The organism is Streptomyces sp. FXJ1.172 (assembly GCF_001636945.3).
Lineage (GTDB): Bacteria > Actinomycetota > Actinomycetes > Streptomycetales > Streptomycetaceae > Streptomyces.
Window position 1 is genome coordinate 6,489,423 of record NZ_CP119133.2, and the last position, 19,617, is coordinate 6,509,039.

Sequence of the window (19,617 nt, forward strand, 5' to 3'; positions counted from 1 at the left end):
AACCCTACTGCAAACGGAGTTGTGCAGGAGTGTGAGCGAGGCGCCGTGTCCGGCGCGGACGTCATGATGAAGGCGGCAGCCAGCGGGCCGCCTCCTCCCGGCTCACCTTGGCGGCGTCCACGTACCACTTCCGGCGGCCGGGATCCCACCGCGCGCCGAGCCGCTTCTTCGCCTCGTCCTTGTCCGCGTAGGGGACTTCCAGATAGAGGCGCTCTCCTTCGGCACGGCCCGCTCCGCCCGCCTTGCCCGCGTTCGTCGTCCGCGGGTTCCACGCGGCCCGCTCCTTGCGGGCCCGCTCGATGACCCGTCCCACCCGCTCGCACGCCACCGGGTCCGTGAGCCGCATCATCAGGTCGGTGGGACCCTTGTTGGCCAGCAGATTGAGCGAGCCGTGCCACAGCACACTCCCGTCCAGGATCAGCACCTTCTCGTGCATCCGCTCGCGGAACTCGACCCGGCAGCCCACCGAACGCAGTTCGTCGACCAGTTCCTGGACGCGTTCAGCCGCCGCATCGGTCGTCTGCTCCTGCGGGTCCCGGGTCCTGACCGTCACCTGAACACCGTCCACCACCCGCTTCGCAAGATGGGCCGACCAGGTGCGGACCGGCTGGCGGTCGAGGAACGGTGAGTACAACTCGATCGTGCGGGTGGCCCTCGCGATGTCCCACTGAACGGCCGCAGGCACCTCGTCCGCGGGGAAGAACGCGGGCCGGGCAAGCTCCTCGTCGGACAGGGCCGACAACTGGGCGGCGTCACGGACCGGGATGAGCTGGTCCACGGACATGCACTGCGCGTTCGCCTCCAGGTGATCGAGCATGCGTAGCGCCTCGCTCCCGACGGGCAGGTGCTCACGCAGATGCTCGACGTCCGCAAGGACGACGAGGTGGTCCTGAGCGCGGCTCAGCGCGACGTTGAGGAGCCGGCAGGTGTGCGAGGACAGGCCGCTGCCGTTGAAGAAGTACCCTGGCGACCTGCCTGATCCGGCCGTGGTGTCGAGGACGACGATTGGCCGCTGGCTCCCTTGGAACCGGTGGACAGTGTCCACTAGACCCTCGTACGAAGTTCCGAAACGGTACGTCAGGCTGTTCTTGAGGGCCTGTACCTGAGCGCGGTACGGGGCGATCACCGCCAGCCGGTCCGTGGCCTGCTCCCCGGCGGGTACGTCCTCCGCCTTGCGGCCGGGCAGGACGCCCTCGTACTGCAGGCCGCGCACGAGTTCGTGGATAGCCGCCTCGTGCACCGTGTTGGTGAGGTGGTCGCGCCCGGCGATCCGCTGCTTCGACGTGTCGATGAGGATCACCGGCGCGTCGACCAGCGGGTTGAACGGAATGCGAGAGCCGTCTGCCCGTCCTGTGGACAAGGGCGCGTCCGGATAGGCGACGGTGTTGACCACGTCGCAGATCGGACCGCGCATCCGGTACTGGGTGTTCAGCGCCACGAGCCGATTGTCCGGCCGGACGGATCCGGACTCCCCGACCAGGCCCGCCGCGTGGAAGACGTCCCGTGCGCACCACTGCAGGGCGTGGTCGCGTTCCTCCGGCGTCGCCTTGCGGTCACCGCTGCCCTTGGTCACCGCCGGAAGCTGGCGGAAGTCGCCCGCCACGACGACCCGCTTCCCGGCGAGACCTGCTGCGTACCAGGCGGAGGGAAGATCGACCATCCCCGCCTCGTCGATGACGACCACGTCGACCCGGTCGAGCAGCTTGTGTGACTGGACGGCCTTGGCGACGGTCGCACCGAGGACCCGACACTTCGAACGGACCGTGTCCTTGATTGCCCGTCGCTGCTCTTCCAGCGTGTTGATCTCCTGCTGCAACTTGTCGGCCTGCGACACCAGCGATGCCCGGCTCGGTAGCCCGGATATCCTTGCCTCCTCGGCCGACAGGACGGACCGCAGCCGGGTCACTTCCGCCATGGCATGCCGCCCGGCACGTTCGGCAGCGGCGAGGTTCGACGCGATCGACTCCAGGCGGGTACGGGCTCCGGTGACGGCCACCCGTGCGTCGTCCAACTGCTTCTGCTTCCGGTCGGCGAACAGGCCGCGTGGAGCGCCGATCTTCTCTATCCGGGCGGTCTGCTCGGCGATCTCCCTGCGGGCGCCGGCCTGGGCTGAGTTCGCCGCGTCGCGGCTCTGCGTGGACTGCGTGTATTGCTGCTGGGCCGTCGCGAGGTCGGCACGGACGACGCCCACCTTGTCGTGCGCGGCGATGCCCGCCTGCGCGGTGCGCAGGTCGGCGGCGCGTTCGGTGAGTGCGGCGTCCAGCGTCGCGGAGAGCCGCGCGGCGATCCGGTCGGGATCCACCTGCTCGCCGTACCTGTCCCGCAGCGACGGGACCGTGATGTCTCCGGCGCGCTGCACGAGCCCGTCGGGGAAGCCGGTCTCCGCGGCGAGTAGGTCGCAGACCCGTTCCAGAGCCTGGTCGACGGCGACCTTGGTGGGCGCCAGGAAGAGAACCGTGAGGTCCTGTCGGTAACTTCCCTCGATGATGTGTCCGACGACATCGGTCTTGCCGGTGCCGGGCGGCCCCCACAGGAAGGTGACCTCGCTGGCGAGAGCCTGGGAGACCGCCTGACGTTGTCCGGAATTCAGCTGCAAGGAAGCCCAGTTGGCCACCCACCGGGCCATCGAGCGGTCACTGCCGAGCCGCGGGCTGCCCCGGCCGACCATCCACCCGGCGCTCTCCACACGCACGGGGTGTTCCGGCTGCCCCACTGTTTCCAGGCGTTCGGCGAGCGTGCGCCAACCGGCCGCATCGTCCTCGCGGATCTGCACGTTCGCAGGCGAGTCGCCCAGATCCACGGCGGTAGTCAGGCGCACACCGCCGTCCGGAAGCCGCTTGGCCTCGGCCGGCGCCCAGTCACCGGTAGAGCGGGACGGCCGGACCAGCACGGGCTTGCCGTCGAGGCCGTCCTGCCACTTGCGGCACTGGAACAGGTACTCGTGCCGCGCCTCGGAGTGCGAAGTACGGCGGCCCTTCGACAGGGGCACCTTCTGCTCGTCCTTGCCGTCGCTCCGCAGCTCGGCGGCGACCTCCAGCTGGACCGCGGCCAGCAGCTCGCCCACCGGATACGGACGGGTCGACTCCTGTGCCATCTCCACCCCCGAGGTGATCGGCTCATCGTCATGGCATGTGCCGAACCGAGGCACATGCGGAAGAGCGAGCCTATGTACGCCGAGGCGGAGCGAAAGTGTTTCCGGTCAGTGCTGCTTCGGCGGGAAGAATTGCCTCTTCACCAGGCGCACTCGACCCATACCGTCTGGAACACGAGCGTGGGCGACCACTGCGGAACTGCCGTGGATCAGGAGTCCGGAGCATCGGAACTCGGCTGCGGCGAGGCGGGCGGGGAGTAGGAGTTCGACCCCGACAACGTGGCGGGAGGGCGATCCGCTCGACTACACGGGCTACCTCCGGCTCCGCCGCAACGGCAGCCAGTACGGCGGCTTCGCCTATGCCTTCGCGTCGACGGGCGTGATCAACCTTCGTCTGCGGCACAGCGACGAGACTGCGGAACTCGCACCGGACGCCTAGCCGCTCACCAAGGGGAGCGACCGATATCTGGTGAACATCCAGATTTAGGAAGAAAGTACCCTGAAGCAGGCGCTCGCCCTGACGAAGTGCGCTTACGCCGCCACATGGCAGGTCATTTATCCCGGTATGCCTATTTCTTAATAGTTCATGCTGTCGGACGAATGTGCTGCAGAAAAGGCCATTCTTCTTGTGCGGGCTGAATGCGCTTCAGTCCGTGCTACATGGCCTCCTCTCATGTCGTAGCCAGCCATTAGGATCTGCACCCTGGGCCTGACCATGGGGCACGGCGGCCCTAGTGGGTCACGAGAAGCGGGGAACAGGCATGCGGAAAGGCCGGTGGGTCACGGTCACCGAGTCCGAGTTCGATCACGAACGCCGTGGCCTGGAGGCGATCCGGGAGAAGCTGCCGGACTCCGACCCCTGGCGCGCCTGGTCGAACTTCACCTTCACCGCGAACACCGGCCACGTCCGTGAGGTGGACCTGCTGGTCGTCGCCCCCGGCGGCGTCTGCATGATCGAGCTGAAGGACTGGCACGGCTCGGTCGCCTCCGAGAACGGCACCTGGGTGCAGACCACACCCGGCGGCCACCGCCGTACGCACGGCAACCCGCTGCACCTGGTCAACCGCAAGGCCAAGGAACTGGCCGGCCTGCTCGCGCTGCCCGGCGGCAGGAGGGTCTGGGTCGCCGAGGCCGTCTGCTTCACGGACAACAGCCTCCGCGTACGGCTGCCCGCCCACGACCAGAACGGCGTCTACACCGTCCACCAGCTGGTCGAGATGCTCAAGCAGCCCCCGCGCGACGAGCGGCGCCGCATCACGGCGATCGGCTCGCGCGAGATCGAGACGGCCCTCAAGAACGTCGGCATCCGCAAGAGCGACGCGCAGTACAAGGTCGGCCCGTACGAGCTGGAGCGGAAGTCCTTCGACTCCGGGCCCACCTGGGCGGACTACCTCGCCCGCCACAGCGACCTGCCCGAAGCCGCCCGCGTCCGCATCTACCTCAGCGAGCGCGGCTCGGACGCTTCCCTGAGACAGTCCGTCGAGAACGCCGCCCGGCGCGAGGCCGCGGTGCTGGGCCGCTTCAAGCACCCGGGCGTGGTCGAGCTCAAGCAGTACTTCCCCTCCGGGCACGCGGCCGGCCCCGCGCTGATCTTCGACTATCACCCGGCCACGCTGAAGCTGGACGAGTACCTGGTCCAGTACGGCGAGAAGCTGGACATCCTCGGCCGGATGGCACTCGTCCGCCAGCTCGCCGAGACCATGCGCTCCGCGCACTCCAGCCGCATCCACCACCGGGCGCTCGCCGCCCGCTCCGTGCACGTCGTCCCCCGGCCGCGCGGCGGGAAGGGCCGGGCCGTGGGGGAGGAGGCCGCCTGGCTCACCCCGCAGCTCCAGATCTCCGACTGGCAGATCGCCACCCAGCGCAGCGGCGACTCCTCCCAGGGCCAGGGCATGACCCGCTTCGCGCCGACCGCCCTGTCCGTGACGCACCTGGCCGACGACGCCGACGCCTACCTCGCGCCGGAACTCACCGCCCTCAACCCCGACCCCGTCTACCTCGACGTGTACGGCCTCGGCGTCCTCACCTACCTGCTGGTCACCGGCAAGGCCCCGGCCGCCAGCCAGGCCGAGCTGCTGGCCCGCCTGGAGGCGGGGGAGGGCCTGCGCCCCAGCTCTCTGGTGGACGGGCTGTCGGAAGACGTGGACGACCTGGTTCAGGCCGCCACCGCCTACCGTCCGGGCCAGCGCCTCTCCAGCGTGGACGAGTTCCTGGAGCTGCTGGAGGTCGTCGAGGACTCCCTGACCGCCCCGGCCCCGGCAGCCACCGGCACAGAAGGGCCGGGCGAGGAGGACGGGACCGCCGCCGACAAGGACCCGCTGGAGGCCGTCGCCGGTGACGTGCTGGCCGGCCGCTGGGAGATCCGCCGCCGCCTCGGAACCGGCTCCACCAGCCGCGCCTTCCTCGTCCGCGACCTCCAGGCCGAGGCCCGCAAGACCCGCCCGCTGGCCGTGCTGAAGGTCGCCCTCTCCGACAACCGGGGCGAGATCCTGGCCCGCGAGGCCGAGGCCATGGGCCGCCTGCGCCCCCACTCCGGCATCATCCGCCTCGCCGAACCCGAGCCGCTGCACATCGGCGGCCGTACGGTCCTGGCCCTGGAGTACGTCGGCGACGAGCGCGACGACACCGGGCAGGGCACCGAGGCCGGGACACGCCCGCGCCGCCGTGAGGAGACCGTCGCTCGCCAGCTCCGCGAGAACGGCCGCCTCCAGGTGGACCAGCTGGAGGCGTACGGCGACTACCTCTTCGGAGCCGTCGACTTCCTGGAGGGCGAGGGCGTCTGGCACCGCGACATCAAGCCGGACAACATCGCCATCCGCATCCGCCCCAACCGCACCCGCGAACTCGTCCTCATCGACTTCTCCCTCGCCGGCTACCCGGCGAAGAACACCGACGCGGGCACCGACGGCTACCTCGACCCCTTCGTCGACGTCATCACCCGCGGCTCGTACGACTCGCACGCCGAGCGGTACGCCGTCGCCGTCACCCTGCACCAGATGGCCTCCGGCGAGCTGCCCAAGTGGGGCGACGGCAGCGTCCTGCCCCGCATGACCGACGCGAAGGAGTGGCCGTACCCGACCATCGCGGCCGAGGCCTTCGACCCGGCCGTACGGGACGGTCTCGTCGCCTTCTTCCAGAAGGCCCTGCACCGCGACGCGGGCAAGCGGTTCCCCGAGCTGAAGCCGATGCGGGACGCCTGGCGCAAGGTCTTCCTCGACGCCTCCCAGACCGTCCCCTCCAGCCACCGCACACGCTCCCCGGCCCCGGCGGCTACGACCACGGGGGAGGGGCAGCCCGCCGAGGGCGCCGCCGCCGGGGCGATCGCGGACGCCGAGCCGGAGAGCGCCGAGCAGCAGCGCGACCGGCTCGCCGCCGAGGTCACGCGGGATACTCCGCTGACTGTCTCCGGGCTTACGCCCGCCGCCCAGTCGTTCCTGTACGGCCTGGGCATCACGACGGTCGGCGAGCTGCTCGACTACAGCCGCCGCAAGCTCGTCAACGCCCCCGGCCTCGGCGCCAAGACCCGCAACGAGGTTCAGCAGCGGCAGCGCGAGTGGGGTGAGCGGCTGCGCGAGATCCCCGTCTCGCCGCTCACGCCGAAGGGCCGGGCCGAGGCCAAGGAGGAGCTGGAGCAGCTCACGGCCGCCGAGTCGGCCTTGGTGGGCCAGCTCGCGACGGGCGAGTCGGCGGGCACGCTGCCTGCCCGCACGCTGCGCTCGGTCAGCCTCGACACCCTCGCCACCGTCTTCGTACCCGCCGTCAACAACAACGGCTCCAACCGCAACAAGGCGGAGATGGTACGGCTGTTGCTGCGCCTGCCCGACGAACACGGGGTCCTGCCGGACATCGGTGTCTGGCCGAAGCAGAAGGATGTCGCGGAGGGCCTTGGGCTGAGCCACGGCCGTATCCCGCAGATGCTCAAGGAGGAGCGCAAGCGCTGGAAGGCCGAGCCCGCCGTCCAGGCACTGCGCGAGGAGATCATCGACCTGCTGGAGAGCATGGGGCGGGTCGCCTCGGCGGTGGAGATCGCGGACGCCTTGGCGGTCCGGCGCGGCACGCATCTCGCGGGGCGTGAGCAGCGGCGCGCGATGGCGCTGGCGGCCGTGCGGGCTGTGGTCGAGGTAGAGCAACTTGTGCCACAGGAGGCCGAGTTCCAGCACCAGCCGAACCGCAAGGCGACGGACGAGTCCCTGGGCGCCGGCCTGCTGGCCCTGGACGTGCGGGAGGACGACGGTCCGGACACCCCGACTGCGCCTGGTCTGCTGGAGTACGCGACTCGTCTTGGCCGTACGGCGGACCGGCTGGCCAAGCTGGACACCCTGCCGACGGCCGCGACCGTGCTGGCCGAGCTGGGTGCGCTGACGGTGCCGCCGGGTGCGGTGGAGTGGGACGAGCGGCGGATGGTGGAGCTGGCGGCTGCGGCGTCGGTGAATGCTGCGGCTACTCCGCGTCTGGAGATTTATCCGCGTGACTTGTCGCTGGTCCGGGCGTTGCGGCTCACGCAGGCGGGGCTCGTCCGCTGGATTCCGGGCGTACCGGAGGGCCGGCAGCCCGGTCTGACGGGCGAGGACGTGCACGAACGGGTCCGCGCTCGCTTCCCTGAGCTGGTCGTGGTGGACGGGCGGGGTGGCGCCTCCCACGAACTGCCGACGGACGGTCCGCTGACCAAGGCCCTGCGCGACGCGGGCTTCGAGCTGTCGCTGAGTATGCGCGAGGACACAGGCACGCTGCGGTACCTGCCGACGCGGGTGGACGACGCGTCCAGCTACCTCACGACGGGCGCGTGGCGGCAGTCGACGCGTACGGGTGCGGTGACGCGGTACGCGGACGATCCGCAGCTCGCGGGTGCGGTACGCGCGGAGGAACGGCTGCTCGCGTCGGCGCGCCGGGACGGGTACCGGGTGCTGACGGTGAGGCAGCAGCTGGTGCGGGACGCAGTGAGGGAGCTGAGCGCCGAGCGGCTGGGCGCGGATGCGGTGTCGGTGACGGAGCTGTTCCTGGAGGCCCTGCACGCTCAGGTGACGCCGGGCACCAAGCCGACCTGGGAGACCCTGCTCAAGGCGGACGCTGCCGAGCCGGGCTCGAAGGGTGCGGTGCGGTTCGCGGAGTACGTGCGGACGGCGTGGGGTTCGGTGGAGCCCCGGGTTGCGGAGCTGCTGGGCGGCGGTGGCGGGGCTGGTCCTGTGCTGCTGACGGAGGCCGGGGTGTTCGCGCGGTACGACGCGATGGGCGTCCTTGACCGGCTGGCGTCGGCGGCCCGGCAGGGCGGGCGGGGCCTGTGGCTCCTGGTCCCGCAGAGCGACCCTTCGCGTGAGCCTCGGCTCGGGCAGGTGGCCGTGCCGTACCAGGCCGGCCTGGGGGAGTGGATTCAGCTTCCGGACACGTGGGTGGGCAACGCCCATCGTGGGTCCGGCGAGGTTGTGGCTAGTGCCAGTGGTGTCGAGGGAGACGCGAAGTGATCGACCGCAAGGCTCTATTGGACGACCTGAAGCAGCAGGTCAAGGCGGTCGAGACCGACCTCGGGCGTCAGGTGAAGGCGCTGGGGGATGTCGGTGCGCGGCTGAGGGCCGAGTACGACCAGGCGCGCAAGCTGGGGCGTACGGCGGCGACGTGGAACTCGTGGCTGGATGAGCGGGTCACGCAGGTCGCGGTGGCGTGGGTGCTGGGGACTGTGTTTGTGCGGTTCTGCGAGGACAACCGGCTGATTCCGGAGCCGTACCTGACGGGGCCGGACGGGGACCGGCGGGAGCTGGCGGAGTCTCGGTACGACGCGTATGTGGAAGAAGACGAGGATCCGACGTACCGCGGGTGGTTGCGGCGAGCGTTTGCTGAGATGGGTGACGAGCAGGCGGGTGACTTGCTGTTCGACAGCAACCACAACCCGCTGTATCAGATCCCACTTTCGCACGACGGTGCACGGGAACTGGTCGACTTCTGGCGGCAGCGAGACGAGGCAGGAGTCCTTATCCACGACTTCACCGACCCATTGAACGAGGATGGTACGGAGGGCTGGGACACGCGGTTCCTGGGGGATCTTTACCAGGACCTGAGCGAGGCTGCCCGGAAGACGTATGCGTTGCTGCAGACGCCGGAGTTCGTGGAGGAGTTCATTCTCGACCGGACGATGAACCCGGCTGTGCGGGAGTTCGGGTACGAGGAACTGAAGATGATCGACCCCACGTGCGGGTCGGGGCACTTTGTGCTGGGGGCGTTTCGGCGGTTGGTGCGTCTGTGGGCTGAGGGGCAGCCTGGCAAGGACGTGCACGAGCGCGTGTCGGCCGCGCTGAAGTCGGTGCACGGTGTGGACGTCAATCCATTCGCGGTGGCCATTGCGCGATTCAGGTTGCTGGTTGCGGCGATGGCGGCGGGCGGAGTGCGGACACTGGCGAACGCTGCGAAGTTCGAGTGGCCGATCAACCTGGCAGTGGGCGACTCACTCATCAAGGCGCGGCAGTTGGAGCTGACGTTGGGAGGTGAAGAGGATGATCTGGACGATTCGCTGGCCTCGTTTGCCTACGCCACGGAGGACGTTCACGAGTACCCGGAGATTTTGCAGCAGGGGCGCTATCACGTGGTGGTCGGCAACCCCCCGTACATCACAGTGAAAGACAAGAAGCTGAACGCGCTTTACCGAGAGCTGTACGACGCGTGTGGTGGATCATATGCGCTCTCAGTGCCATTTGCGCAAAGGTTCTTCGAACTCGCTAAGCGCGGTGATTCCGAGGGCCGAGGGTACGGCACGGTCGGGCAGATCACCGCGAACTCGTTCATGAAGCGTGAGTTTGGAACGAAGCTCATCGAGAGCTATTTCCGTGACCGGGTTGAACTGACGGAGGTCATCGATACGTCGGGTGCCTATGTCCCAGGTCATGGAACCCCCACTGTCATCCTCGTCGGTAAGTGCCGCGACGGCATGGGACGCTCACAGACCATTCGCACCGTGCGGAGTATCCAGGGCGAGCCTACCGTGCCGGAGAAGGGTGAGGACGGCTTGGTCTGGAACGCGATCGTTGAGCAGATCGACAAGCCTGGTTCCGTCAGTCGGTGGGTATCAGTTGATGACCTAGCGCGTGAGCGGTACTTCGGGAAGCAGCCCTGGGTTCTGGCTGATGGTGGTCTGGAGATGCTTGAGCAGATCACCGAAGCGCGACAGGGAATTGTGAAGCATGAGATTTCGCGTGTGGGGTTCTATGGCATTACAGGTGCTGCTGACGCAATGACGGCACCGCCAGGCGCATTCCAGCGGGCCGGCGCAGAAAGCCATTTCGTGAAGCGGTTCGTAGTGGGTGACGAGGTCCGTGACTTTAGATTCCTGGATGGTGAGAACGTTTTCCATCCATACGACGGTAAGCGTAGCCTGCAAGAATTGAAGACCTTTCCCAACTTGAGCCGATGGCTCTGGCCTTGCCGGACGGAACTTGGCAATCGGGCAACGTTCTCCGGTGGAACCTACTTCGGCGATGGACGGCCTTGGTGGGAGTGGCACCAAATCCCCAAGGACTTTGGCGCCCATCCTTGGGCGATCTCATTTGCGTTTGTAGCTACGCACAACCACTTTGTGCTGGACCGAGGTGAGAATGCATTTAAGCAGACAGCGCCCTTGATTAAAATGAAGGAAGGCGCGACCGAGGAAGAACATCTGCGGCTAGTCGGGTTGCTTAACAGTTCCACTGCCTGTTTCTGGTTTAAGCAGGTGAGTCACAATAAAGGAAGCACAGTTGACGCCAAGGGGGCTCGCCAGTCTACGATCCCATTCGAGGACTTCTATGAGTTCACCAGCACTAAGCTCCTGGATTTCCCTCTCCCTGTCGATTATCCTACTGCCCTTGCCGCTGGCTTGGACGCGCTCACCCGGCGCGTGTCTGTGGCCACCCCCTCTGTTCTTGTGACGGAGGCAGCCCCAACCGGCGCGATCCTTCGGGATGCCAGAGCCCGCTGGCACGCGACTCGCTGTCGAATGATCGCTCTCCAGGAAGAGCTGGACTGGCAGGTCTATTCCCTATATAACCTCCACTCCGAAGACCTCCGCGTCTCTGAGGCTCCCGACGACCCCAACATCCCCGAAATCGCCCTCGGTGAGCGCGCCTTCGAGATCGTCCTCGCTCGGCGCGTAGCCGCAGGCGAGGCTAGCGACGAGTGGTTCAAGCGGCACAACTCCACCCCCGTCACGGAGATCCCCGCTCACTGGCCTGCCCCCTACCAGGAGATCGTTCAGAAGCGGATCGATGCCATCGAGTCGAACCGTGCTATTGGCATGGTCGAGCGCCCTGAGTACAAGCGTCGTTGGGCCACCGAAGGCTGGGACGCTCTTCAGGAGAAGGCGCTCCGCTCGTGGCTGGTCGACCGTATGGAGAACCGCGAGCACTGGTTCGATGAGAACGGTCAGCCCACCATCCTCACCCTGGCGCGACTCACCGACGCCCTCTCCCGCGACGAGGACTTCGTCTCCGTCGTCAAGCTCTACGCGCCACGCAAGGATCTTGCAAAGGTCGTCGCCGAGCTGATCACCGACGAGCACCTTCCGTTCCTCTCCTCGCTGCGCTACAAGCCCTCTGGCCTGAAGAAGCGCGCCGACTGGGAAGAGGTGTGGGACCTCCAGCGCAAGGAGGATGCCGCTCCCGACGAGCACTCCAAGCGGAAGATCCGGGACTCCATCCCCGTGCCGCCGAAGTACACCTCGGCCGACTTCCTCCGCCCCTCCTACTGGAAGGCTCGCGGCAAACTCGACGTGCCCAAGGAGCGGTTCATCTCGTACGGGCAGACCAACGCCGCCACCCCCGAGCTGTACGGGTGGGCCGGCTGGGACCACCGGGAGCAGGCGCAGGCCCTCGCCACATACTTCACCAACACCGCGTTGTCCACAGAGGAGATCACGCCGTTCCTCGCCGGCCTGCTGGAACTCCAGCCGTGGCTGTACCAGTGGCACAACGAGTTCGACATGCTCTACAGCGGTTCCCCGGCGGACTTCTTCGCCGGATACCGCCAGCAGAAGCAGGGCGAGCACGGACTCACCGACGACGACCTCCGTAACTGGCGTCCCCAGGCTGCAACCCGAGGCCGTCGCGCTGCCGTGAAGAAGTAGCCGCAAGTGACTCGGTGTTGTGCCCGTACGCCGATGCCGAGTCTGCCGGACAAGGGGCTGCCAGGTGCGTGTGCTGGTGGCCTCCGGTCGGTACGCGCAGTTCGGCCCATACTGTCTTGCCAGGGGCTGCCGGGCGAGGAATGACGCCCCAGTCGTCCGCGAGGGCGGCGACAAGGTGGAGGCCGCGGCCGGACTCAGACAGGGAGCCGGGAGCCCAGGGAACGGGCGAGGGCTGTTTCTCGGCGCGGGTGTCGGTCACCTCGATGCGGAAGGCGTCCTCGTCCAGGGTGAGTTTGAGGCGGAAGTCCCTGCCCGGGACGTGGCCGTGGCATACGGCGTTGGCGGTGAGTTCAGCCGTGATGAGGGTGAGCGTCTCGTTGGCGGGGGTCGCGTAGGGGTGGCCCCAGTCGTTCAAGCGGTGCGAGACGAGTCGGCGGGCCAGGCGTGCACCGCGTGGGGTTGAGGTGAACCGCATGGTGAACTCGCGTGCGGGTGCGGGGTGCTGTGGCATATGCCCGTTCGGGGGAGTTGCTGACTTCATGCGGTCAACGGTTGCGGACTGTGCGTAGCGTTGAACAGGAGCAACGTGCTGACGGGTGCGGGCTGTACGCGTGAGCAATGCGCTTGTACGTGGTGTTGGGCGTCACCGGTCCCCGGGGCCTTGCGTTGGGCGGGCGGAGTCCGGTGGCCGGGATGGTCGTACGGGAGGAGCTGCGGCGTGGACGACGAGGTTCAGCAGCCGGAGTACGAGTTCGGGGCGGGCATTCTGTGTGTGTTCGGGCGGCAGCTGAAGCTGTTCCGGGAACGGGCGGGGATGGACCGCGCGAAACTCGGGTCGCTGACCGGGTACTCGGCCTCGACGATGGCGTCGTTCGAGCAGGGGAGACGTATTCCGCCGCCGAAGTTCATCGACCAGGCGGATGAAGTGCTGGGGGCGGGTGGGGTGTTGAGCGCGAGCAAGGAGGAGGTGGCTCGGGCTCAGTATCCGGCGTTCTTTCGAGATGCAGCCAAGTTGGAAGCCGAGGCGGTTGAACTTCATGTGTATGACACTCAGTTGGTCAACGGCCTATTGCAGACTGAGGACTACGCGCGAGCGGTGTTTGCCATGTGGCAGCCACTGCTGGACGAAGCGCTCATCGAGCAGCGAGTGGCCGCACGACTGGCACGGCAGGAGATCTTCTCCCGACGCCCCGCGCCGCATCTGAGCTTCGTGATCGAGGAGGCTGTCCTGCTCCGGCCGCTCGGCGGGGAGGCCGTCTGGCGAGGCCAGTTGGAGCACCTCATGCTGATCGCGGAGAAGCGCAACGTGGTGATCCAGGTGATGCCGTTGTCCCGCCAGGAACATGCGGGGCTCGCTGGCCCGTTCACCTTGATGGAGACCAAGGATGGGCGCAGGATCGCGTACACGGAGGTACAAGGCGACAGCCGTGTGCACACGGAGCGTGTGAAGGTGCGAGCACTTGAGCGTACGTACGGGATCCTTCGCGCGCAGGCCCACACTCCGACAGAATCGCTGGCGTTGATCGAGAAGTTGCTGGGAGAGAGATGAGCGGGGAAAAGGGCGGGCCGGACTCCGATGGCCTGGCGTGGTTCAAGAGCAGTTACAGCGCTGGTGACGGGGGCCAGTGCGTTGAGGTTGCGGCTGGGATAGGCACCGTTCACGTCCGCGACTCGAAGGACACGACCCGCGCCGCACTGGCCGTAGCCCCCACGGCGTGGACCGCGTTCGTCGAGTTCGCGGCACTCTGACAGGGGCAGGGCCCTCGGCGGGCGAGACGGGCCTGTCTCTGTATTGGAGTCGGACGGGTAGGCCGGCTTCAACCGTGGCGTGATCGAGTGGTGGCTCCGCGCAGTCCATCACGCGTCGGCGCCCCGCTCCAACCTCGGAACGGGGCACCGAACGCGGTAAAGGCCTCGGGCTCCTTAGCGCGCGCATCGAATCGCGCTCATACGGCGCAGGTGCCGTAGCCGACTCTGGGGCGGAGGCGGGGTGCTCAATGCCTTTTAGCGCACCAAGGGTCAGCCCTGCGAGCCCTCGGGCGTCGGCGGTGTACCGCACATCAGCCCTGGCCACGACGTCGGGGCCGGGCCAAACGCGCGACGAGCGGCCCTCACCGCCAGAGTGGCGACGGCGGCGTTGGCGCCACAACCGATCACAGCGCCGATACCGAACGGTGCCACTCGGCCGAGAACGATGATTCCCTGCTTGGTCCCGTACTTCGTGACGAAGTTCTTCCCCAGGATCTTGTTGATCTGGCGCAACGTCTCGACCGGTACCTTGGCGACCACCTGGCGTCCCCAGTGTTGGCCCGTGCGCTCGGCGACCTTGGTAATCGTGGTGGAGCCGCTGCCGCCGAGCATGATTCCCATCACGATCGTTCGGCGGCGCTCGACCTCCTCGATGGGGACTCCGTGGACTTCGGCGATCGACAGCGCGAAGAGGGCGCTCAGCTCAAGAGACGAGAGAGTCTCGCCTGCCGACAGTGCAAGGGCGAGGCCCGTGCCGACGCCGGGCGCTGCTGCGGTTCCTCCCACCGCGGCACCCGTTCCGGTCAAGGCGCTGACGTACATCCGCTCCAGGCTGCGGATCACCTGTGCCGGTGTTGCCTCTGCGTTCCGCTGGCGGGCACGGGCGATGTTCTTGCGCACCAGCGGGGTCTGGAGGTCGATCGCCTTGTCCAGGAGGTCGAGGACTCGCTGCCCACGTACGGCTGCTTCCGGATCCGGTGCGTCGTGGGTATCTGTTGCCATGCCTTGGCCCCCCAGGTCGTCACCTGCCAACTGAAGCTGTCACTCAATCAGCCGAACAGACCTTGCGTCAGCCTTGCCCCGGAAGGGCCGGGCCATCTCGAAGGGGAGGCCGGCGGGCGCCGATGGTCTCCGCGATGCGGCAAGCGCAGGCTTCGACGTCTCGCTCGACCTGCGTCCCTGGTATCCCTTCACGGCGCGAGCCTCGGCTGCCGGAGAAACACCCGTCGGGTCGACGGCGTGACGGCGTGCGCCGCAACCCGCCTGGCCGATGACACGGCAGGGTGTTCGGTGAAAGGGCGAGCGGTGGCCTCAGTAGTGGTAGCGGGCCTTGAGGATCTTGACTTCCTTCTCGTTCACCCGGTACACGAGCCGGTGCTCGTCGTCGATCCGGCGTGACCAGTAGCCGGACAGGTCGCTCTTCAGGGGTTCCGGCTTGCCGATGCCGGTGAAGGGGGTGCGCTGGACCTCAGCGATCAGCCGTGTGATCCTGCGGGCCATGCCGCGGTCCGAGCCGAGCCGGAACAGGAAGTCCTCCCATGCGGCCGGGTCGAAGTGGACGCTCCTCACCCGTCACCCGCCAGCTCTTCCAGCTCTGCCATGGTCCTGGTGACCACGGCCTCGCCGGCCCTGTCCCGTGCGACGGCTTCCATGAGGCTGCGCGCGTTGGCGGGAGAGCGCAGCAGGTAGACGGTCTCCTGCCAGGAGTCGTAGTCCTCGGCGGACATCAGTACCGCGTCGCCGCTCTTGGAGCTGATACGCACGGGAGTGTGGTCGTCGTTGACGCGCTTGATGAGCGGGAAGAGGTCCTTGCGGGCCTCGCTGGCGCTTATGGTCATCTGGCGGCACCTCTTTCCTGGTGGTACTGGAAAGCGGTACCGCACTGGTACGTGATTCTGGTACGAGTGGATACCGCGAACCTCGCCTCCGGACGGTTCGAGCGTGAGGCGCGGACCGAGCCCCCTACCTCGCTTCAGGCTCTCCCGTCCTGCCGATCACCACGAACCGGGAGAACCCGTCCGAGTGCCGGACCCATGGGGCGGGGCAAGCGGAACGATCTCCCGCTCGAAGAAGTCGTAGAAACCCTCACCCCGCTCGTAGAGCGTGTCGAATCCGAGCGACGTTTCCCGGATCAGCGCTCGCTCGGTGAAGCGGTTGGCGCCGGCCGCGTTCCCGTCGTCGTCGTACACCACCTCATACATCGCCACGTCCCCGAGAATCACCACCTCCGGTACCGGACGGTCCTTCTCGATGTCCGAGATCTTGCGAGCATCGAGCACTTTGATGTCGTCGCCCAGGTCCACGCGCACCCGCAGCACGAAAAACTCCCACTGCACGTACGGTGTGATCGGGAACTCCACGACGCGAAGGCGGCGATGCCGGATGCCCAGTTGCGCCGCCTTCTGGAGTTCCCGCGCGTAGTCGTCGCGCCTCTCGTCGGCTAGGGACAGTGCCCTCGTCCAGTCACCGGCGGCGAAAGCCTCCCAGCTGGCGAAGCCCCGCTCCTTGAAATGCTGCCCGCGTTCGAGCTTGTTCAGGAAACCGATACCGGTTTTGTAGACCCGGCCGAAGTCCGCGTGGTACGTGGGGCGATCCATACGCTCGGAAACACCGCTGGGGAAAGAATCAAACACTGGGGATATCCGGTTTCGCCGCGACGAGCATGTTCCTCGGGATGACCACGAGTCGTTCGTCGGCCCCGATCGAGACTCCGTCGGGCAGGTTCTTGCCGAGCGACTGGGTGAGGTCCCGGCCGATGACGGCGATGTCTCCGTTGGCGAGTTCCCAGATGTCGGGGCAGTCGGGGGTACCGGTCGTGTTCCCCAGCTCTTGGGGTGATTTTCCCAGACGCCGTTTGAAAGTCGTGGCCGGATCCGCTTCCCATGGCCTGCTCACTGCCGTCGCCCCCTCGATCCGTTGGGTGGCGCCACTGTAGCGCTCGCCCTGCTCGCCTGACCATGTGTTAAGGCCGGCCCGCGGTCAAAATGCTGCCGGGGGATGCCTCCTTGTCTCATCTCGCTCAAGAGTGGAACGATATTGACCGGGAGAGGGAATCGCGCCAGCGCCTGAGAGGCGCCATTTTTCCGCCATGCTGTCGGAAAACGAGTGAATGGAGGGGCGCTGTGGATCCGGAGGTGACCTCGCTCGCACAAAGCGCAGGAGCCACCTTGGTCACGCTGATGGCGACCGATGCCTGGCACCGCACTCGCGAGGGGCTCACACAGCTCTGGCGCCGTATGCAACCCGAGCGTGCAGAGATCGTGGCAGCCGAGTTGGAGGCCGGCCGTGAGGACGTTCTGGCCGCCATGGCGGCGAATGACCAGGAGACGTTGAACGAGCTGCGTCTTCAGTGGCAGGGGCTGGTGCGACGCCTGATCGGCGCCCGACCTGCCGCCGCGGCGGAGCTGCGCGCGCTGCTGGCCGAACTCGATCCCGACGGCACGGCTGCCCGGCCGGTCACGCAGCGCGCCACAGCATCCGGTCATGCCCGGGTCTACCAGGCGGGACGAGACCAGCACATCACCGAGCGATGAGGGGCGGGATGGACGGTCACGCCGAGGACCGGGGGCGTGTCTATCAGGCGTCGGGCGACCAGCACATCAACGAACACCACCATTACGGCGGCGACACGTCCGGGCCGCTCGGCCCGGACTCGGTCCGCCGCCCGGCGGTCGGGCGGCCTCCGGTCGTACTGCGCGACCGCACCGAGGTGATGGAACGCCTGCGGGCAAGCGTCGATGCAGGGCGCGGCGGCGAGGTCTACGTGCTCTACGGCATGGGCGGCTCCGGCAAGACAGCGGTCGCCTGTGCCTTCTTCCAGGTGGCCACCGGCGAATACGGCCGGGCGGGCCTGTGGGTCAACGCCTCCGATCGTGCGAGCCTGCGCGCCGGCATGCTGGCTGTCGCCGCGGACCGGGGGGCGGGCGACGGCGAACTGCTGGCTGCCCGCAACGGCCTCCGTCCTGCAGCCGATCTCGTCTGGCAGCATCTCGACCACTCCGCCGAGCCCTGGCTGCTGGTCCTCGACAACGCCGACGAGCCGGAGATCCTGCGGGACGGCAGCTGGCTGCGCACCAGCCCACGCGGCACCGTCGTGGTGACCACCCGCCGGGCAGCCGCTCGCTGGTGGCCAGGGGCCGAACTGCAGCACATCGGCGTACTGCCGCGGGAGGACGCCGCACTCGTCCTGTGCGACCTCGCCCCGGACAGCGGTACGGCGGAGCAGGCGGCGCAGATCGCGGACCGCCTCGGGCGGCTGCCCCTCGCCCTCACCCTGGCCGGCGGCTTCCTCTCCCATCAGGTGCTCGACCCGTGGACGATGGATGCCTACGGGCACCATCTCGACGAAGACGAACGGGTCCAGCTCATCGACCAAGGTGCTGACGCGTTGTCCGAGGCGGACCCGCGGCACCTGGTCGGCATGACCTGGCAGCTGACACTCGACACGTTCGAGGCGCGCGGGCTGCCCGAAGCGGCGGCACTGCTCAGACTGCTGGCCCGGTTCGCTCCGGAGCCACTGCCGCTGTCCCTGCTCAACCGCGCCGACATCAGCGGCGTCCTCCCCCGCGCCCGTACCGAAACAGCGCTGAGGGCCCTGCTCGACCAGTCGCTGACCGAACTGGTCGACGTCGGCGTGCGCTGCGTACAGAGCCATGGAGTGCTGCTCGACAGCGTCTCGGCGGCGACACCCGCGGAACGGCTACCCGCTCTCGACACGACGGCCGTCCGGCTGCTCGACGCGGCCATTCCCGCCGTACCCGACGCGGGCCCCCATGATCCGCGGCTGCGGCTGCTGGTCCCTCATGCGCTCGCCCTGCTGCGACGCATCGGCGAACCGTCGACGCTGGCCGCTGCCCTGGCCGTCGCGACCCGGCTGTCGGTCGCCCTGCACCGCACCGGGGACTACCTCTCGGCCTGGGACACCTCCCGTACCGCGGCGGACCTCGCACAGCCGCTGCTCGGCGAGGATCACCGTCTGGTCCTGGCCACCCGTTCCCGGGCCGGCCGGGCGCTGTTCCGACTGGGCAGGTACGCCGAAGCCGAGTCGTCGCTCCGCAGTGTCCGTGCCGCCCAGGAGAGACTGTTCGGGGCCGACGACCCCGACACCCTGGACAGCGGCTACGGCCTCCAGCTCGTGCTGGCGAACCTGGGCAGACGCGAGGAATCGCTCGCCCTTCTGCAGGCCGTCGTCACCGGTCGGCGCACGACACTGGGCCGTGCGCACCCACTGACCCTGCGCGCCCGCGCCAGTCTGCTGGAGATGCTGCCCGCCTCCGAGGTGGTCACCGAAGAAGGCGGCGCACTGCTTTCGCTGCCGTCGGAATGCGCCCGGCTCCTCGGCCCCGATCACACGGTGACGCTGGGCGCCGGACACAACCACGCCTGGGCGCTGTACCTCCTGGGCCGTTTCGAGGAGGCCGACGAGGAGATCCGGCCGGTCGCCGAAGCGTATGTGCGGCGCTTCGGGCCCGAGTACCCGATCGTGCTCGCGGCCCGGCAGCTCTTCTCCCGGACCCGGTCCGCGCTCGGTCACGTGGATGCGGGGATCGAGCTGATGACCGATGTCGTCGCGCGGCGCGAACGCGGCCTGGGCCCCGAGCACCCCTTCACGGTCGCGAGCCGTCGGCTGCTGGACGAATACCGATCGGGTCGCTGGCGCCCGCCGCAGCCGCCTGGCGCATGAGAGGGGGATATG

The 19,617-nt window shown here is 68.0% G+C and carries 13 protein-coding genes; 6 read left to right on the forward strand and 7 right to left on the reverse strand.

All coding sequences use genetic code 11. From position 1 onward, the window contains the following. Positions 1-61: 61 nt before the first annotated feature. Entirely contained in the window at positions 62-3,094 is a 3,033-nt protein-coding gene (locus tag A6P39_RS29110; protein WP_079133180.1) for an AAA domain-containing protein, read from the reverse strand. A 758-nt stretch (positions 3,095-3,852) separates the two neighbouring features. Between A6P39_RS29110 and pglW the strand changes: the two genes are divergently transcribed. Together pglW and pglX are read left to right on the forward strand one after the other, a co-directional pair. Continuing rightward, positions 3,853-8,550, forward strand: coding sequence for a BREX system serine/threonine kinase PglW (gene pglW, locus A6P39_RS29115; protein WP_067040811.1), 4,698 nt, complete (start codon positions 3,853-3,855; stop codon positions 8,548-8,550). Next, entirely contained in the window at positions 8,547-12,173 is a 3,627-nt protein-coding gene (pglX, locus tag A6P39_RS29120; RefSeq protein ID WP_067040809.1) for a BREX-2 system adenine-specific DNA-methyltransferase PglX, read from the forward strand. Before pglW ends, pglX begins: the two co-directional genes overlap by 4 nt. On the opposite strand, the gene A6P39_RS29125 is transcribed toward pglX, so the two are convergent. Further along, positions 12,100-12,714: an ATP-binding protein gene (locus A6P39_RS29125; protein ID WP_107304252.1), complete on the reverse strand. Its 615-nt coding sequence runs from the start codon at positions 12,712-12,714 to the stop codon at positions 12,100-12,102. The two genes, pglX and A6P39_RS29125, sit on opposite strands and share 74 nt — an antisense overlap. 177 nt (positions 12,715-12,891) lie before the next feature. Between A6P39_RS29125 and A6P39_RS29130 the strand changes: the two genes are divergently transcribed. Beyond that, a complete protein-coding gene (locus A6P39_RS29130) occupies positions 12,892-13,722 on the forward strand; it encodes a helix-turn-helix domain-containing protein (protein ID WP_067040807.1) in 831 nt (276 codons plus the stop codon). Then, complete coding sequence (locus A6P39_RS29135) at positions 13,719-13,922, forward strand: DUF397 domain-containing protein (RefSeq protein ID WP_067040805.1); 204 nt, start codon at positions 13,719-13,721, stop codon at positions 13,920-13,922. The genes A6P39_RS29130 and A6P39_RS29135 overlap by 4 nt, the downstream gene beginning before the upstream one ends. Positions 13,923-14,192: 270 nt before the next feature. On the opposite strand, the gene A6P39_RS29140 is transcribed toward A6P39_RS29135, so the two are convergent. The 5 genes from A6P39_RS29140 to A6P39_RS29160 all read right to left on the reverse strand — a co-directional run bounded on the left by A6P39_RS29140 (position 14,193) and on the right by A6P39_RS29160 (position 16,817). Continuing rightward, positions 14,193-14,924, reverse strand: a complete 732-nt coding sequence (locus tag A6P39_RS29140; RefSeq protein WP_067040803.1) for a hypothetical protein — start codon at positions 14,922-14,924, stop codon at positions 14,193-14,195. 309 nt (positions 14,925-15,233) lie between these two features. Continuing rightward, positions 15,234-15,491, reverse strand: a complete 258-nt coding sequence (locus A6P39_RS29145; protein WP_067040802.1) for a Txe/YoeB family addiction module toxin — start codon at positions 15,489-15,491, stop codon at positions 15,234-15,236. Further along, complete coding sequence (locus tag A6P39_RS29150) at positions 15,488-15,760, reverse strand: type II toxin-antitoxin system Phd/YefM family antitoxin (protein ID WP_067040800.1); 273 nt, start codon at positions 15,758-15,760, stop codon at positions 15,488-15,490. Before A6P39_RS29150 ends, A6P39_RS29145 begins: the two co-directional genes overlap by 4 nt. 156 nt (positions 15,761-15,916) lie before the next feature. Continuing rightward, positions 15,917-16,555 carry a DUF6879 family protein gene (locus A6P39_RS29155; RefSeq protein ID WP_067040797.1) on the reverse strand — a complete coding sequence of 213 codons (639 nt, stop codon included), beginning with the start codon at positions 16,553-16,555 and terminating at the stop codon, positions 15,917-15,919. Continuing rightward, positions 16,548-16,817 carry a hypothetical protein gene (locus A6P39_RS29160; RefSeq protein WP_067040794.1) on the reverse strand — a complete coding sequence of 90 codons (270 nt, stop codon included), beginning with the start codon at positions 16,815-16,817 and terminating at the stop codon, positions 16,548-16,550. The genes A6P39_RS29155 and A6P39_RS29160 overlap by 8 nt, the downstream gene beginning before the upstream one ends. Positions 16,818-17,044: 227 nt before the next feature. On the opposite strand from A6P39_RS29160, the gene A6P39_RS29165 reads away from it, so the two are divergent. Further along, the gene (locus A6P39_RS29165) at positions 17,045-17,455 is read left to right on the forward strand and encodes a hypothetical protein (RefSeq protein ID WP_067040791.1); all 411 of its coding nucleotides are present in this window, start codon (positions 17,045-17,047) and stop codon (positions 17,453-17,455) included. Beyond that, positions 17,452-19,605, forward strand: coding sequence for a tetratricopeptide repeat protein (locus A6P39_RS29170; protein WP_067040788.1), 2,154 nt, complete (start codon positions 17,452-17,454; stop codon positions 19,603-19,605). The genes A6P39_RS29165 and A6P39_RS29170 overlap by 4 nt, the downstream gene beginning before the upstream one ends. Positions 19,606-19,617 lie beyond the last annotated feature (12 nt).